The sequence below is a fragment of the uncultured Acinetobacter sp. genome (assembly GCF_947624825.1).
In the GTDB taxonomy this organism is placed as follows: Bacteria; Pseudomonadota; Gammaproteobacteria; order Pseudomonadales; family Moraxellaceae; genus Acinetobacter.
Genome location: NZ_CANQLZ010000008.1, coordinates 47,015 through 63,123, shown reverse-complemented (window position 1 = coordinate 63,123; position 16,109 = coordinate 47,015). Strand labels below are relative to the sequence as shown.

Annotated in this window: 14 protein-coding genes and 1 pseudogene; 8 read left to right on the top strand and 7 right to left on the bottom strand. The window is 41.2% G+C overall.

Annotation, left to right across the window (positions count from 1 at the left end; translation table 11 throughout):
• Positions 1-105: 105 nt before the first annotated feature.
• Positions 106-1,626 (bottom strand): catalase, encoded by a 1,521-nt coding sequence (locus Q0017_RS03475; protein WP_298142728.1) that lies wholly within the window; start codon positions 1,624-1,626, stop codon positions 106-108.
• 458 nt (positions 1,627-2,084) lie between these two features.
• On the opposite strand from Q0017_RS03475, the gene Q0017_RS03470 reads away from it, so the two are divergent.
• Complete coding sequence (locus Q0017_RS03470) at positions 2,085-2,261, top strand: hypothetical protein (protein ID WP_298142725.1); 177 nt, start codon at positions 2,085-2,087, stop codon at positions 2,259-2,261.
• Here the strand turns inward: Q0017_RS03470 and ptsP are convergent.
• Together ptsP and Q0017_RS03460 are read right to left on the bottom strand one after the other, a co-directional pair.
• Positions 2,258-4,552: a phosphoenolpyruvate--protein phosphotransferase gene (gene ptsP, locus Q0017_RS03465; protein ID WP_298142723.1), complete on the bottom strand. Its 2,295-nt coding sequence runs from the start codon at positions 4,550-4,552 to the stop codon at positions 2,258-2,260. The genes Q0017_RS03470 and ptsP overlap by 4 nt on opposite strands.
• Before the next feature lie 86 nt (positions 4,553-4,638).
• Positions 4,639-5,121 carry an RNA pyrophosphohydrolase gene (locus Q0017_RS03460; RefSeq protein WP_298142720.1) on the bottom strand — a complete coding sequence of 161 codons (483 nt, stop codon included), beginning with the start codon at positions 5,119-5,121 and terminating at the stop codon, positions 4,639-4,641.
• 182 nt (positions 5,122-5,303) lie between these two features.
• On the opposite strand from Q0017_RS03460, the gene Q0017_RS03455 reads away from it, so the two are divergent.
• From Q0017_RS03455 to Q0017_RS03445, 3 genes are all read left to right on the top strand, one after another.
• The gene (locus tag Q0017_RS03455; RefSeq protein ID WP_298142717.1) at positions 5,304-5,954 is read left to right on the top strand and encodes an HAD family phosphatase; all 651 of its coding nucleotides are present in this window, start codon (positions 5,304-5,306) and stop codon (positions 5,952-5,954) included.
• A 120-nt stretch (positions 5,955-6,074) separates the two neighbouring features.
• The gene (locus Q0017_RS03450) at positions 6,075-6,320 is read left to right on the top strand and encodes a DUF2789 family protein (RefSeq protein WP_298142714.1); all 246 of its coding nucleotides are present in this window, start codon (positions 6,075-6,077) and stop codon (positions 6,318-6,320) included.
• Between the two features lie 183 nt (positions 6,321-6,503).
• Complete coding sequence (locus Q0017_RS03445; protein ID WP_298142711.1) at positions 6,504-7,895, top strand: GntP family permease; 1,392 nt, start codon at positions 6,504-6,506, stop codon at positions 7,893-7,895.
• A 71-nt stretch (positions 7,896-7,966) separates the two neighbouring features.
• Here the strand turns inward: Q0017_RS03445 and ovoA are convergent.
• The 3 genes and pseudogenes from ovoA to Q0017_RS03430 form a co-directional block, all read right to left on the bottom strand.
• Positions 7,967-10,083 (bottom strand): annotated as a pseudogene (gene ovoA, locus Q0017_RS03440) (5-histidylcysteine sulfoxide synthase).
• A 90-nt stretch (positions 10,084-10,173) separates the two neighbouring features.
• Entirely contained in the window at positions 10,174-11,037 is an 864-nt protein-coding gene (locus tag Q0017_RS03435) for a LysR family transcriptional regulator (protein ID WP_298142708.1), read from the bottom strand.
• Positions 11,038-11,236: 199 nt separating this feature from the next.
• Positions 11,237-11,464 carry a DUF2061 domain-containing protein gene (locus Q0017_RS03430; protein WP_298142706.1) on the bottom strand — a complete coding sequence of 76 codons (228 nt, stop codon included), beginning with the start codon at positions 11,462-11,464 and terminating at the stop codon, positions 11,237-11,239.
• Between the two features lie 247 nt (positions 11,465-11,711).
• Between Q0017_RS03430 and leuC the strand changes: the two genes are divergently transcribed.
• From leuC to leuB, 4 genes are read left to right on the top strand one after another with little or no spacing between them, the layout of a single operon-like run.
• A complete protein-coding gene (gene leuC, locus Q0017_RS03425; RefSeq protein WP_298142704.1) occupies positions 11,712-13,145 on the top strand; it encodes a 3-isopropylmalate dehydratase large subunit in 1,434 nt (477 codons plus the stop codon).
• A gap of 13 nt (positions 13,146-13,158) precedes the next feature.
• The gene (gene leuD / locus Q0017_RS03420) at positions 13,159-13,809 is read left to right on the top strand and encodes a 3-isopropylmalate dehydratase small subunit (protein ID WP_298142701.1); all 651 of its coding nucleotides are present in this window, start codon (positions 13,159-13,161) and stop codon (positions 13,807-13,809) included.
• A gap of 54 nt (positions 13,810-13,863) precedes the next feature.
• Positions 13,864-14,433, top strand: coding sequence for a hypothetical protein (locus tag Q0017_RS03415; protein ID WP_298142698.1), 570 nt, complete (start codon positions 13,864-13,866; stop codon positions 14,431-14,433).
• A 39-nt stretch (positions 14,434-14,472) separates the two neighbouring features.
• Positions 14,473-15,552, top strand: a complete 1,080-nt coding sequence (gene leuB / locus Q0017_RS03410) for a 3-isopropylmalate dehydrogenase (RefSeq protein ID WP_298142695.1) — start codon at positions 14,473-14,475, stop codon at positions 15,550-15,552.
• Positions 15,553-15,689: 137 nt separating this feature from the next.
• Here leuB and infA read toward each other — a convergent pair whose 3' ends face one another.
• A complete protein-coding gene (gene infA / locus Q0017_RS03405; RefSeq protein ID WP_001284370.1) occupies positions 15,690-15,911 on the bottom strand; it encodes a translation initiation factor IF-1 in 222 nt (73 codons plus the stop codon).
• Between the last annotated feature and the right edge of the window lie 198 nt (positions 15,912-16,109).

Here is a 16,109-nt window from a genome sequence, read left to right as displayed (position 1 = left end):
CTGACCCCTGTTGAATACAGAAATCAGTCCTTAGAATCTACCTAACTTGGAGTCCAACTTTTTGGGGTCAGATCATATTGGCGGTTTTTTTAGGTCACTTTAAGCTTAAAGTAAGCTTGGACTACCTTGCGCAGGGTCAGTTGCGCGTGCCTCTTTTGCATCTTCAACTGTTAAGCCGAGCGCTTTAGCTACACCCTCACCGTAAGCTGGCTCACAGGCGTAACAGTTACGAATATGACGATATTTAATAAAGTCTAAAGCATCACCCATTGCAGCCGCAGTATTGTCAAACAAAGCTTGTTTTTGCTCATCATTCATGAGGTTAAACAAAGCACGCGGTTGGCTAAAGTAGTCATTATCGTCTTCACGATAATCCCAAAAATCTGCATCACCAGTAATTTTGAGTGCAGGCTCTTTGTACTGTGGTTGCTCTTGCCACTGATTAAAGCTGTTTGGCTCATAATGTGGTAAAGCACCATAGTTTCCATCGACACGACCTAGACCATCACGACGGTTTGAATGGACTGGGCAACGCGGTGCATTGACCGGAATTTGTGAGTGGTTCATACCTACACGGTAACGTGCTGCATCAGAATAGTTAAATAAACGTGCTTGCAACATACGGTCTGGTGAGAAGCTAATGCCTGGTACTAAATTACTTGGTGCAAAAACTGCTTGCTCGACATCTTGGAAATAGTTTTCAGGATTACGATTAAGCTCAAATTCACCTACTTCAATCAGTGGGTAATCAGCTTTTGGCCATACTTTGGTCAAGTCAAATGGATGGTAAGATACTTTTTCAGCATCCGTTTCTGGCATGACTTGGACGTACATAGTCCATTTCGGGAAATTGCCTTCTTCAATGGCATTGAATAAGTCAGTTTGTGAACTTTCACGATCTTTAGCAATAATCGCTTCAGCTTCAGCATCAGTTAAGTTTTTAATACCTTGTTGAGTACGCATATGGAATTTAACCCAAAAGCGTTCATTGTTGGCATTAATAAAACTAAAAGTGTGGCTACCAAAACCGTGCATATGGCGATAGCCATCTGGAATACCACGATCTGACATCACAATCGTGACTTGATGCAATGCTTCTGGTAGTAACGTCCAGAAATCCCAGTTGTTGGTTGGGCTACGTAAGTTAGTTTTTGGATCACGCTTTACTGCTTTGTTTAAGTCAGGGAATTTACGTGGATCACGTAAGAAGAACACGGGTGTGTTATTGCCCACTAAATCCCAGTTACCTTCTTCGGTATAAAATTTAAGGGCAAAGCCGCGAATATCACGTTCTGCATCAGCTGCACCACGTTCACCAGCAACCGTTGAAAAACGTGCAAAAATGTCGGTTTTTTTACCCACTTCTGAGAATAGTTTGGCACGCGTATATTGCGTGATGTCATGGGTGACTTTAAATGTACCAAATGCACCTGAACCTTTGGCGTGCATACGACGCTCAGGAATCACTTCACGTACAAAATTACCCAGCTTTTCATGTAGCCACAAATCTTGTGATAACAGTGGACCGCGAGCACCTGCTGTCATACTGTTTTGGTTGTCCACCACAGGGGCACCAGCATCAGTGGTCAAGTGGGTCACAGGACATTTTTTCATGTCGTTGCTCATTATCCTTACTCCATTATTATTGTCATGGGTGTCTAAATTGCTTGATTGCGCTCAATCAATAACAGTTTTTATTGCCAATGACATTAAGCATTTTGTTAATTGATTTTAAAGTTGTAATGTGACAAATAGACGTCACTTATGCTGCTTAACACACAACTGATGAAGCAACAAAAATTGGCCTCTAAGTCTTACAGCTTATACTATAAGAGCTGCTTTAGGCTTTGACTAATCAGATTTTTTATTTTAGCTCAGTGATAAATTCAATGAATAAAAGCATGGGTTTATGCAGTGATATTTAAGAATGAAATGTTTCATCATTTACAAAAAAACATAGATCATATCAAGCGGCTATATCATCAAATTTTAAAATAAAAAATAATCTAAAATGCTTGAAATTTATCCTGTAAACTACAATATACAGAATTGATATGATGATGACCTTAAAGAGGACGCTTAAAATGGCCAAGAAAAAACAGCCTGAACTGATCGTGCATAATTTTGTTGCTAAACATATGCATGAGGTAAATAAAAGCCAAGTGTTTGTAGACCGCAAAAAAGATTTAAAACGTGGTTATCAAAAACACAAAAAAGGGAGATGTTCAAATGAAGATCTCCCTTTTTTTATGGCCGCTTAAACACTGACCAAGCGATTGGTTTTGACCATATCGGCTAAACCGTGGGTTTTAAAATAATATTCCATCCAACTTTTCACCATTAGTGGATTGTTCATTTTTAGCACTTTATCCAAAAGTTGCTCAGCTTCGCTCATAGGAATATGACAAATTGCTTTACGCACTCTTAAAATATTACTTGAACTCATGGACAGGGTATTAAAGCCCATTGCCATTAAAAGTACTGCCGATAACGGGTCACCTGCCATTTCTCCACATAAGCTAATCGGTTTATCGTATTTGTGACATTCTTTGACTAAGCGGCTTAAAGCACGTAACACAGATGGATGAAAATGCGAATAGACGTTAGCGACGCGTGGATTATTACGATCGACTGCCAATAAATATTGGGTTAAATCGTTAGAGCCGACCGAGAAGAAATCTACCAATTCTGCAAATTCTTCAATTTGTAGCAGTACACTTGGGACTTCTACCATAATGCCAATTTTAGGCTTTTGAATTTTGACCTGTTCTTCTTCTTGTACGGCATGCCAATCACGATCAAGTAAGTACAATGCTTCTTCAACTTCGCTGACACTGGTGACCATAGGCAACAAAATATGCAAGTTGTTTAAGCCAATACTGGCTTTGAGCATGGCACGAATTTGCGCTGAGAAAATCTCAGGATGATCTAAGGTAAAGCGAATACCGCGCCAACCTAAAGCTGAGTTTTCTTCATCAATAGCAAAGTAAGGTAAGTCTTTGTCGGCACCAATATCTAAGGTACGCATCACCACAGGTTTATTGGCAAAGTGACTCAGTTGCTGACGATAAATAGTGCGTTGTTCTTCTTCGCCGGGAAAACGATCACGTAACATAAATGGAATTTCTGAGCGGTATAAACCAACGCCTTTAGCGCCGCGTTGTACACCACGTACTACATCAATCATTAAACCTGTATTCACGTAGAGTTTGACTGCAACGCCATCAGGTGTGATGGCATCACGGGTTTCATATTGACGCAAGTCTTTGGCAATTTGTTCTTCTTCTTTTTGAATTTCTTTATAACGCGCACGTAAACGCCGTGGCGGATTAATAAACACCCGACCTTGATGCGCATCGACAATCATTTCAACATCATCAAGGGTATTGATGGGTAGTTCAGTGACACCCACCACAGTTGGAATACCTAAAGCGCGAGCCACAATCACCATATGTGAATTCATGGCGCCTTCGGTGGTGACAATCGCGGCAATCTTATCAACAGGCAGTTCAACCAAGGCTGCGGTAGAAATTTCCTCACCAATTAAAATGCTTTCATCGGTGAGTTCACGATGGCTAGAATCGGCTTCTTGTAAAAAAGCCAACATACGACGACCTAAGTCTTTTAAATCGGAGACACGTTCGCGTAAGTATTCATCTTCCATTTGTGAAAATAGGGCAATGTGCTTTTCAATGACTAAACGCACCGCACCTTGTGCCCAATTGCCATCGCGGATTTGATCTTTAATTTCAGCCGGTAACGCATTTTCATCCAGCATGCGTAAAAACACACTAAATAAAGCGCGCTCTTCTGCCATTAAGGCATCTTGCATTTTTTCATCGAGCGATTCAATTTCTGTTCTCACCGCAGCAATCGCGTGATCAAGCAGTTCTAATTCTTCGCTAATGTCATCGGCTTCACGATCAGGCACTGCTGCTAAATCGGCAGGCGGATACAAAATAATGGCACGCCCTAAGGCGATTCCGCCAGAACCTGCCACCCCTTGAAAAGTTTTATAGGTCGGTAGGCTATTGGGTTTACGAAAAACATCAATATTACCCACTGCATGAGCGTGGGCAATTACCCCTGAAAGTTGCGCGCACAAAGTGACTAAAAATGATTCGGCAGCCTCGCTAAAATCTTGTTTTTCCTGATTTTGAACTACCAATACACCCATCACTTTACGGCGGTACATCACAGGTACACCTAAAAAAGAGCTATATAGTTCTTCTCCGGTTTCAGCTAAATACAAGAAACGCTCATGGCTTGGGGCATCGTGTAAATTGACGATTTCCTCGCGCTGACCGACTAACCCAACTAAGCCTTCGCTGGTGTTTAAAGATACATGACCCACAGATTCAGCTTTTAAGCCTTTGGATGCCATCAGCACATAACGTTGATTTCGCTCATCTAATAAATAAATTGAGCAGACATCCACATGCATGGCTTCTGCGACTTGATTGACCATAATGTCTAAAGATTCATGCAAACTGATGGACGCATTGATCTCTTGTACAATGCGTCGCAAGGTATCCAGTTGCATGTTTGACATAAGGTAACTCCCAATCCAAAGGGGTAAAAGATCAATTGTATTTATAACAAGAGTGACCTAAAAAATCTGTATTTGGTACAGAGTTTTTAGGTTTTTTCAATCGGCAACTGCTGACACAGTTCAACCATGGCTTTACGATAAACGTCGCGTTTAAAATTCACGACTTGACCAAGCGGATACCAATAACTGACCCATTGCCATTGATCAAATTCAGGAGGATCGGATAGATTCAACTGAATATGTTGTACAGAGGCAGTCAGTTTAAGTAAAAACCACTTTTGTTTTTGACCAATACAAACCGGGTCAGAGTCTGTTCGGATATACCGATGTGGCAAACGATAACGCAGCCAACCTTTTGTTTGCGCAATAATCTGGACGTGTTCGGGCAGTAAGCCAACTTCTTCTCTTAGCTCACGATAAAGTGCTTGCTCCGGGGTTTCTCCATGTTGGATACCACCTTGTGGAAATTGCCATGCATTGTGACCAATGCGTTTTGCCCATAAAACTTGTCCAGAATCGTTTGCCAAAATGATCCCGACATTGGGTCGGAAACCTTCAGAGTCGATCATTTGGCTACCTAAAAAATGTGTAAATTATATCTTTGCCTTCGGGGATTGTTATTTCTGTGTCCATCACGAAAAAAGCAAAGTTTAAAAATGTTAAAACTGCTATGATCTTAACGAATTTCTATCGACTAGCCGAGATAGATTTACATTTTTTTTCTTAAATTTCAGCTTTTACGAGTATTTTCATGAAATTGGCACTGTTTGATCTCGACCATACCTTACTTAATACAGATTCAGACCACTCATGGGGTGAATTTTTGGTAAATGAAGGTTTAGTTGACCCAATTCGTCATCGTGCCATGAATGATAAATTCTATGAAGATTATAAAGCCGGTCAACTAGACCCGATTGCGTATAACGAATTTGTTTTTGAGTTTTTGACCCAAAATGATCAAGCCTATTTAAGCGAACTGCATGAACTGTTTATGCAAAAAGTGATTCGCGCTCAAATGCGTCCTGAAGGTTTTAACGCCATTCAACGTCATATTGATGCAGGGCATCAGTTGGTGGGGATTACGGCAACCTCTGATTTTATTACTGCGCCTATCTTTCGTGAATTTGGCATTACTGAAATTATTGCCACCAATGCCGAAGTTATTGATGGTCAATACACCGGTAAAGTGATTAATATTCCATGCTATCAACAAGGTAAATTGGCGCGTTTAGATCAATGGTTGGCAGGGCGTGAAGTCACGGAGTCTTGGGCGTATTCAGATTCAATTAATGATCGTTTCTTACTGGAATATGCCGATCATGCCATTGCCGTCAATCCTGACGATCGTTTAGACGCTTTAGCCAAGACGCAGGGTTGGGATATTCAAGATTGGTCTATCTAAGCTCAATTTAGATGGTCTGAAAAAGCACTCAAAATGAGTGCTTTTTTACATTTTTATCGTGCAGCTTTAAAAAAATTGCGTATGCTAAATCTAAGTCATCACAACAATAAGGAGTAGAACATGACTCAGGTACGTCCACGCATGACGCATTTATTTGAACAACTCGGGCTAGACAGTTCAGAACAGGCAATCCAACTGTTTATCAGCACGCATCAGTTACCTGCTGCCACCAAAATTACCGAAGCGGATTATTGGAGTGCTGGGCAGCGTCAATTTTTAGCAGAAAAAATAAAATCTGACGGCGAATGGGCAATTATTGTCGATCAACTCAACGAAGCTTTACATGAAGATTCTTTAATCCAATAAGCCAGTCAAGATTAAACCTTTGACCCACCTTATTTTTTAGGTAGGTACGCATCATTTAAAACAAAAATGGACTTGGGTGATTGCCTGAGCATTCAGCTGATGTTGGCTCAAATGAGCCATCGTGAGTTTCGGTTTTTATAAAAAAAGTTATGGATAACAACAAATACAGACCAAGGAGAACACATGGGTACTTTAGCAATTATTATCTCATTGGCATTGCTGATGTTTTTTGCCTATCGAGGGATTTCAGTATTGATTTTGGCACCCATTATGGCAGCAGTTGCCATTTTGCTGTCGGGTGACATGGTTTACATGATGCCACAATACACCGAAACCTTTATGTCAGCTTTAGGCGGCTACATTTTAAAATTCTTTCCTATTTTTTTATTGGGTGCTTTATTTGGTCAGCTCATGGTAGATTCAGGTTCGGCCTCGAGTATTTCAAATTGGATCATGAATAAATTAGGGCACAAACGCGCTATTTTAACCGTGGTTTTGGCATGTGCTGTACTCACTTACGGTGGGGTATCACTGTTTGTGGTGGCATTTGCAATTTACCCCATTGCTAAGTCGATGTTTCAAGCAGCCAATATTCCAAAACGCTTAATTCCGGGCGCAATTGCTTTAGGCTCATTTACTTTTACGATGACCGCTTTACCCGGTACACCGTCAATTCAAAATGCCATTCCAATTCCATTTTTTGGCACAAACGTCTTTGCAGCTCCGGGTATTGGCATGATTTCCGGTTTCATCATGTTTGCTTTGGGATGTATGTGGTTACAAAGCCGTGCCAATAAAGCGCATAAACATGGCGAAGGATATGGTATTGACACCCAAGAACAAGAAAAATTACAAGATGGCGTAACCTCTCAAGGTCAAATGCCGGTGTTTTTGGCATTTTTGCCTTTACTGTTGGTGATTGGCGTCAACGCTTTATTTACATACATTGTATTTCCCAACATGGATTTTAGTGGCTTAAATGAGTTGTATCCAAAATTAGATCCGACTAAACAAACCGGCTTATGGGCACTGGTCATTGCTTTGGTGGTGGCGTGTTTAAGCTTAATTTTATTACGTTTGGGCAAGTGGAATAACTTAAAAGAAACCGTAAACAAAGGCGCGCTTGGCTCAATGCTACCAATTTTTAATACCGCTTCTGAGGTGGGGTATGGCGCAGTGATTGCCTCTTTGGCAGGCTTTGTGATTATCCGTGACATGGTGTTAAATGTATCGAGCAATCCATTAATTTCTGAAGCAATTGCCATGAATGTTTTGGCAGGGATTACAGGTTCTTCATCTGGTGGTATGTCGATTGCTTTGTCTACTTTGGGCGCGGATTACTTGGCGATGGCCAATGCTGCCGGGATTAGCCCTGAACTATTACACCGTATTGCCGCTTTGGCCGCCGGCTGTTTAGACACCTTACCGCACTCGGGTGCAGTCATCACTTTATTGTCGATCTGTGGCATGACCCATAAGCAGTCTTATGGCAACGTGGCAATGTGTACCGTATTAATTCCAATGGTCGCACTGACTGTAGCGATTACTTTGGGCACACTATTTGGTTCATTCTAAAAGTGCTCAAGCGTATTTAAGTTATATCTAATCAATATCTCATATACAAAGCGCCCATTGAGGCGCTTTTTTTAAACTTTACGTCGCCAAAGCGTGACTTCACTTACACTATGTTGGAATTTACGTTGTGTTTCACGAATCACAAATTCTACATGGCGAGGGGTATCGATCATCTCAAAATGCGGAGCGAGTAAAACTTTAAGGCCATCAAGCGTGGTAAATTTTTCAGCATTTTGTTTAAAACCACCAATCCATTCACTCCTTGGGGTATGTTCGTTCAGCCATGTATAAGGCGAGGTCAGCATTAAGATACCGCCAACATTTAAACGACGATGGATGTCGCTTAAAAAGTCTTTAGGATGGTGTAAACGATCAATTAAATTGGCCGCCAAGATAAAATCATAACCGCTAAATTCTTCTTTTAAATTACAGGCATCGCCTTGGAAGAAGCTGACCTTATCTGCCACAGCATCAAGTTTAAAGTCAGCCAAATGACAGGCTTTGTGCTCCATTAACTCACCCTCTACCGTCATACTGTAGTGAATGGTTTTATGCTTGGCCAATTGCACGCCGTGCTGAATAAAGCGAGCGGAAAAATCAATACCGGTGACTTGATCAAAGTAACGTGCCAATTCAAAACTGGCTCGCCCTGTGGCACAGCCTAAATCTAAAGCTTTATGCGTGTTAAGATTAGATAATTGCTGTACGGCCAACTCAACTAAGCTTTTGGCAAAATTGGCAACGCCAAAGTACGATTCCCCATATTGAAACTCCAAATACTCAGCTGCAAGCTTGTCGGTTTCATAATGTGAGCGAATTGGATTTAAATCTTGTTCACCTACTACATAACGAAAGCCTACATGTTGGAAAAAATGCCGACGAAAAGCATAACGTGCCGAATGTAAAATCTCATTGCCGCTTGAAATCCATGAACCGCCTTTGATTAAATGATGTTCGCCATCAAAGGTGGGGGGGTAAAGTCATCATAAAGCGCATGCACCTGAAAACCATCAAATGGATAGATCGGTGTTTCGGTCCATTGCCAGACATTGCCTTGCACATCATAAAATTCGCCGTGAATAAAGTGATCTACAGGACAAGAAGAGGCGGCTAAATTTAATTGTAGATTGGCGTATTGTTGTATCTCTTTTGGGCTTAAACGGGTGTTTTGATACAGTGCATACCATTCGTCTTCACTAGGCAGACGTACCTTTTCGCCTGTAATTTTACTTTTCCAATTGCAAAAGGCTTTGGCTTCATGAAAATTGACCTCAGCGGGCCAGTTCCAAGGCATATCAACCACATCAGTCATTAAACGCAATTGCCAACCTTGGGCTGAAGCGAGCCAAAATGTAGGGTGCTTGGCTTGTGAAAATTCAAGCCATGCGTATCCCTCAGTGCTCCAAAATTGGCTTTGTGTATAGCCACCATCTTCTAAAAAGCCTAAAAATTCTTGATTACTGACCAAATAACGGCTGGCTGCAAAGGCTTTGACCTGCACTTTATGTACACCATATTCGTTATCCCACCCATAAAAAGGATTGGCATGAGTTTTATATAAACATACATCGGTTTGAGGCACGCTGACTAAAGCATTTAAAGGTGCACTTTCATGTTGAGCATAAGGACGCCAGTGAGGATGAGGCAATACATATTCTAATTGTTGTTGGCGAATTAACACCGATGAAGTTTCTAAATGAATACGTTCATGTTCAATCGCCATCATGATTGCCCACCACGGATGTTGCCAATTAATCGGGGCTTGCAAAGGTTGGGTGTCTATTAAGTGAAGGACTAAGGCTTTGACTTTTTGCCGATAGGCATGCACCGCTTGTATGCTTGGCCAATCATAATGACGATCGTCTAAATCATCCCAACTCATTTCATCGACCCCAATGGCAAATAGGGCTTCAAAATGTGGATCAATACGCTCAGGGATTAATTTGGCCAGCAGTAATTTATTGACAAAAAAAGTTGCAGTATGACCATAGTAAAAAATCAAGGGGTGACGTAGCGCAATGGCTTTTTGATAAAAACCTTGTTCAGTTAAGCATTCAAACAAAGATTCATAATAGCTAAAGGTTTGTAAAAAATAATTTTTAATATCTTGGCGTAATTGTTCTGCATCGGCTTGTTGTAAATTGGGCGATGAATCAAGTGGCAACGGCGGCTTGGATGTATGGTGCATAAATTGCCCCTATTTTTGTTATTAAAAAAGACCAGCCTTGGCTGATCTTTTACTCTACGTGAAGTCATTTTTATTGTATATAAACAAATGTTACTCAGCTTGCATGGAACCGACCAAGGCTTGTGCGGCTTTAGACTGACTACGTCCGGGATGCCACACCATACCTAACTGACGATGCATCTCAAGATTAATATCTAATTGTTGCAGTTCATGGCTGACCATGGTTTTAGGTAACACCGACCAACCTAAGCCAATCGATACCAACATACGAATAGACTCAAGTGGGTTATTGCTCATGGTGACTTTAGGTTTTACGCCTTGCTTTTCAAATTCAGCCAAAGTGATTTGTGAGGTATAGGTCTGTGCAGCCGGCAATAAACTTGGATAGGCAATTAAGTCATGTAGGGTTAAATTTTGTGCCTGTGCCAACGGATGAAAAGGTGCTGCCACAAACACCAATGGATCATCCCAAAGGGTGATGTATTTTAAACGTGCATCCAGTTGTGGCGGTAAAGTTAAAAACGCCAATTCTAGGTCGCCCGCCAAAACTTGCTCATGGGCTTGTTCTGAATCCACAAAACGTACATCTAAGCGCACGTTTGGATAATCTTGTACATAGCGACGCAAATGATGCGGAATATGATGTAAGCCAATATGATGACTGGTGCCAAGCTTGAGTTTGCCTTGCACTTCATTTTGTTCATGGCTTAAAGTGTGGTGAATATCGCCAAGCTCATTGAGCCAATTTTTGACTTTAGGCAATAAAGAATGGGCAGCATGCGTGGCTTGTACACCGCGACCTGCCGACTCAAACAGTTTAACGCCAAAATATTCCTCTAAACTATGAATGCGTTTAGTGACAGCAGGTTGGGTAATAAACAGCTGATCGGCTGCCATTGAAATTGAACCCATTTCCATCACTTTGACAAAAGCTTCAAAGGCTGCAAGATTCATAAGCGCTCATCCATAAAGTTTTTTTATGCGTATTTCATTATTTATAATTTTTTATATTTAAGCAAAGAAAAAATACCCAAATTGCATCAAAATATAACCGCTTGTTTAACAATTAGACAAGTGAGGTGGCAGCATCTGTCCAATAAGACACAAAAAAGACCACCCTTAAAGAGTGGTCTGATGAGGAGCAGCAGATGATTTAAGCTTGAGGGATCACTTGCTGTTTCTTTTCCCATACGCGTTCGTGGAAAAAGTACGCCACAGCTTGAATGGTTGGTTCTAAAACACTTAATGTCATGGCCATCCAAATACTACCGGTGACAAAGTAACCCACCAAGAGCGCCACTGTAATATGCATAATGTAATAGCTTAAGGTTTTTTTAAACATACGTTGATTTTGATCAACAAAGTGTTGGATATGTGCCATTGAACTGCTCCTGATTGCTTATCTTGTGCTGATAGATACATCATAAAGCCCAGACTTTAATTTGTAAAAACGAATATATTTTTAAAATTAATCGTAAAATTGAATGATAAAATTAAGATTTGATGGTCAAATAATCTATTAAAAAAAGTTTTTGAATTAATAAAAATGATAAATTAGATTTATGTGATTAGCTGTTTATAATCATTTTTAATATATAAATTTACCCAGTCCAGTGGAGCATATCGACATGGCAGGCGAAACCCAACAAGCAAAAACATTGTATGACAAATTATGGGATGACCATCTAGTAAAACAACGAGATGATGGCTCTGCATTGCTTTATATTGACCGTCATTTATTACATGAAGTGACTTCTCCACAAGCTTTTGAAGGTTTACAACTTGCCGGTCGTACACCTTGGCGTTTAAGCGCCAATATTGCCACTCCTGACCATAACGTACCGACCTCTAAAAAAGAGCGTTCAGAAGGGATCTCAGGAATTGAAGACGACACTTCACGTATTCAAGTACAAACCTTAGATGACAACTGTAAAACTTTTAACGTGGTACAGTTTGATATTAATGATGTGCGTCAAGGCATTGCACACGTTGTAGGTCCTGAGCAGGGTTTAACTTTACCGGGTATGACTGTGGTGTGTGGTGACTCGCATACAGCAACACATGGTGCATTTGGTTGCTTGGCACACGGTATTGGTACATCAGAAGTTGAACATGTATTGGCAACCCAATGCTTAGTTCAAAAGAAAATGAAAAACATGTTGGTACGTGTTGACGGTAAATTGGGTCAAGGCGTAACACCAAAAGATGTGGTTTTGGCTATTATCGGTAAAATTGGTACCGCAGGCGGTACAGGTCATGCCATTGAATTTGGTGGTCAAGTATTCCGTGATATGTCGATCGAAGGTCGTATGACGGTATGTAACATGGCGATTGAAGGCGGCGCCCGTGTGGGTATGGTTGCTGTAGATGACAAAACCATTGCATACGTAAAAGACCGTCCATACGCGCCAAAAGGCGAGCAGTGGGATCAAGCGGTAGAGTATTGGAATACTCTACATTCTGATGAAGCTGCACACTTTGATACTGTAGTGGTATTACAAGGTGAAGAGATTGAACCGCAAGTCTCTTGGGGTACATCTCCTGAGATGGTGATTCCAGTGACTCAAGCGGTTCCTACACTCGAGCAAGCCAAAGATGACGTACAACGTAACGACTGGACGCGTGCTTACAACTACATGGGTTTAACTGCAGGTCAAGCCTTGGCAGACATTCAATTAGACCGTGTATTTATTGGTTCATGTACCAACTCACGTATTGAAGATATTCGTGAAGCTGCCAAAGTTGCTCAAGGCAAAAAAGTGGCTTCAAGTATTAAGCAAGCCATGGTGGTTCCAGGTTCTGGCTTAGTCAAAGCACAAGCAGAAGCTGAAGGCTTAGATAAAATCTTAATTGAAGCGGGCTTTGAATGGCGTGAGCCGGGCTGCTCGATGTGCTTGGCCATGAATGCAGATAAGTTACAACCGGGTGAGCATTGTGCTTCAACCTCAAACCGTAACTTTGAAGGTCGTCAGGGCAATGGCGGTCGTACACACTTGGTAAGCCCAGCAATGGCAGCAGCAGCGGCAATTGCCGGTCACTTTGTTGACGTACGTTCATTCTAATAGGAGCAAGACAATGAAAAAATATACCGTTGAACAAGGTATCGTTGCACCATTAGATCGTGCCAACGTTGATACCGATTTGATCATTCCAAAACAGTTTTTAAAATCGATTAAACGTACGGGTTTTGGCGAAAACTTATTTGATGAATTACGTTATTTAGATGAAGGTTATTTAGGTTTAGATAATTCAAAACGTCCATTAAATAAAGATTTTGCCTTAAACCAAGCGCGTTACCAAGGTGCATCTATCTTGATCTCACGTGCCAACTTTGGTTGTGGTTCAAGCCGTGAACATGCGCCGTGGGCATTGGAAGAATATGGTTTTCGCACGGTGATTGCACCAAGTTATGCCGACATCTTCTTTAATAACAGCTTTAAAAACGGCATGTTGCCAGTGATCTTATCTGAAGAGATTGTTGATCAGTTATTTAAAGAATGTTTTGCAACTGAAGGTTATCAATTAACGATTGATTTACAAGCACAAGAAGTACGTACACCAAGTGGTGAAAGCTTTAAATTTGAAGTTGATCCATTTCGTAAACATTGCTTAATCAATGGTTTAGATGATATTGGTTTGACTTTGCAAGCCAGCGATGACATTCGTGCTTATGAAGAAAAAACCAAAGCGGCACGTCCTTGGGTATTTAACGAGATTCGTGGTTAATGCCATAGCATAGATTATTAAGTCTTGCTAACATTTTGCCAAGATTGCAAAGGCATGAGTGGCAAAATGAAAAAAATATGCTTGGTTGGTGCACTGAGTACAGTAATGCTGCTCAGTGCCTGCCAATTGGTGGATACAGCACAGATTAAACATGTGCCTATGAGTAAAGATGAACCGAACAACGCATTGATTTATTGTTCAGGGACGACCCATTGTGAATTTGAGCGTTTCAATGCCATTCATATTATGGACAGCGACAAAGGCAAGATTTATCGCCAAGCCATTTCGGCCAATATTTTACGTTTGCAACAACGTCATGTGGGTCAAAACAATGCTTTGTATTTGTCGGTTGCGCCCGGTCAACATGAATTGGTGCTACGTTTTTACCCAGTATCCAAAAATAAAGCAGAAAAATTGCACCTCATTCATCGCTTTAAAGCCAAGACACGTTACACCTTACATATGTATCGGCAGCGTAGTAGCAATTCAGGTAGTTTATTAAACACCTCTGCACCCGATCCGTTATGTGTCGATTTAAAGCAAGCAAAAAAGACCATCCGTCGTTTTTGTAAACCTTATAATGCCCTCACTGGCCTTGGCGAGTTTGTGGAACGAAAACTTTAATACGACCAATTGCTTGGTCATTGATCAATGGAATATCTCATGTCAAAACATATTTTGATTTTAGCTGGTGACGGCATTGGCCCTGAAATTGTAAAAGCGGCTGAACAAGTATTAACGACGGTTAACCAAAAATTTGCGCTAGGTTTGACGTGGGAAGAGGGTTTATTGGGCGGTGCGGCAATTGATGCACACGGCGCGCCGTACCCAGACGTGACATCTGAGCAAGCAAAACGTGCTGATGCAATTTTATTAGGTGCTGTTGGCGGTCCTAAGTGGGATACGATTGAACGTTCAATTCGTCCAGAGCGTGGCTTACTTAAATTACGTGCAGAACTTAATTTATTTGCCAACTTACGTCCTGCGATTTTGTACCCGCAACTTGCTGATGCTTCAAGCTTAAAGCCTGAAATTGTGGCAGGTTTAGATATTTTAATCGTACGTGAATTAACCGGTGGTATTTACTTTGGTCAACCACGTGGTATTCGTGAATTAGAAAACGGTGAAAAACAAGGTTTTAACACCGACGTATATAGCGAATCTGAAATCAAGCGTATTGCAAAAGTGGCATTTGAACTTGCAGGCTTACGTGGTGGTAAAGTATGTTCAGTCGATAAAGCCAACGTACTTGAAGTGACTGAGCTTTGGAAACAAACCGTAACGGCTATGCACCAAGCAGATTATCCACAAGTTGAATTGTCACATATGTATGTAGACAATGCCGCTATGCAGTTAGTACGTGCACCTAAGCAATTTGACGTGATTGTAACCTCTAACTTGTTTGGCGATATCTTATCTGACGAAGCAGCAATGTTAACCGGTTCAATTGGGATGTTGCCATCTGCGTCTTTAGATGAGCAAGGGAAAGGTATGTATGAGCCTTGCCACGGTTCAGCGCCAGACATCGCAGGTCAAAACCTTGCCAACCCACTTGCAACCATTTTATCTGTTGCCATGATGTTGCGTTATACATTCCGCGAAGAAGCAGCAGCTAAAGCGATTGAAGATGCTGTAGGTCAAGTGTTAGATCAAGGCTTACGTACTGCTGACATTATGTCTGAAGGTATGAACAAAGTAGGTACAGTTGAAATGGGTCAAGCTGTGGTTGCAGCATTGAACTAAGTTTTAACCAAACTTAAAAAGACGCAGCTTGAGGCTGCGTTTTTTTATGTGGGCAACGCAAGCGCTGCCCTTTGAGCGATTGAATGGGCATAAAAAAAGCCACTTTTAAAGAAGTGGCTTTTTGCTTACGCTAAAACTTAGCGTGCACGATAAGTGATACGACCCTTAGTCAAATCATAAGGTGTCATTTCTACTTTTACACTGTCGCCAGTCAAAATGCGGATATAGTGTTTGCGCATTTTACCAGAAATGTGGGCAATCACTTCGTGACCGTTCTCTAATCGTACACGGAACATAGTATTAGGAAGCGTCTCGGTGACAACGCCTTCGAACTCGATGAGTTCCTCTTTATTGGCCATAGCCTACCTGAATGAATAAATTGGAAAGGCGCAAATTATAGTCAATTTTTTTGTGAAATACAAGGTGGGCAACGCCCACTAGTCGTTTAGGTGAGAGTAAAATAAGCGAACGCGCACTTGATTAGCCACTACAGAAAATCAAATTTACCACAGGAGCGCTTTGTACTTTGCAAAGTGAAAGGCAAGTGTGCCAAAGCG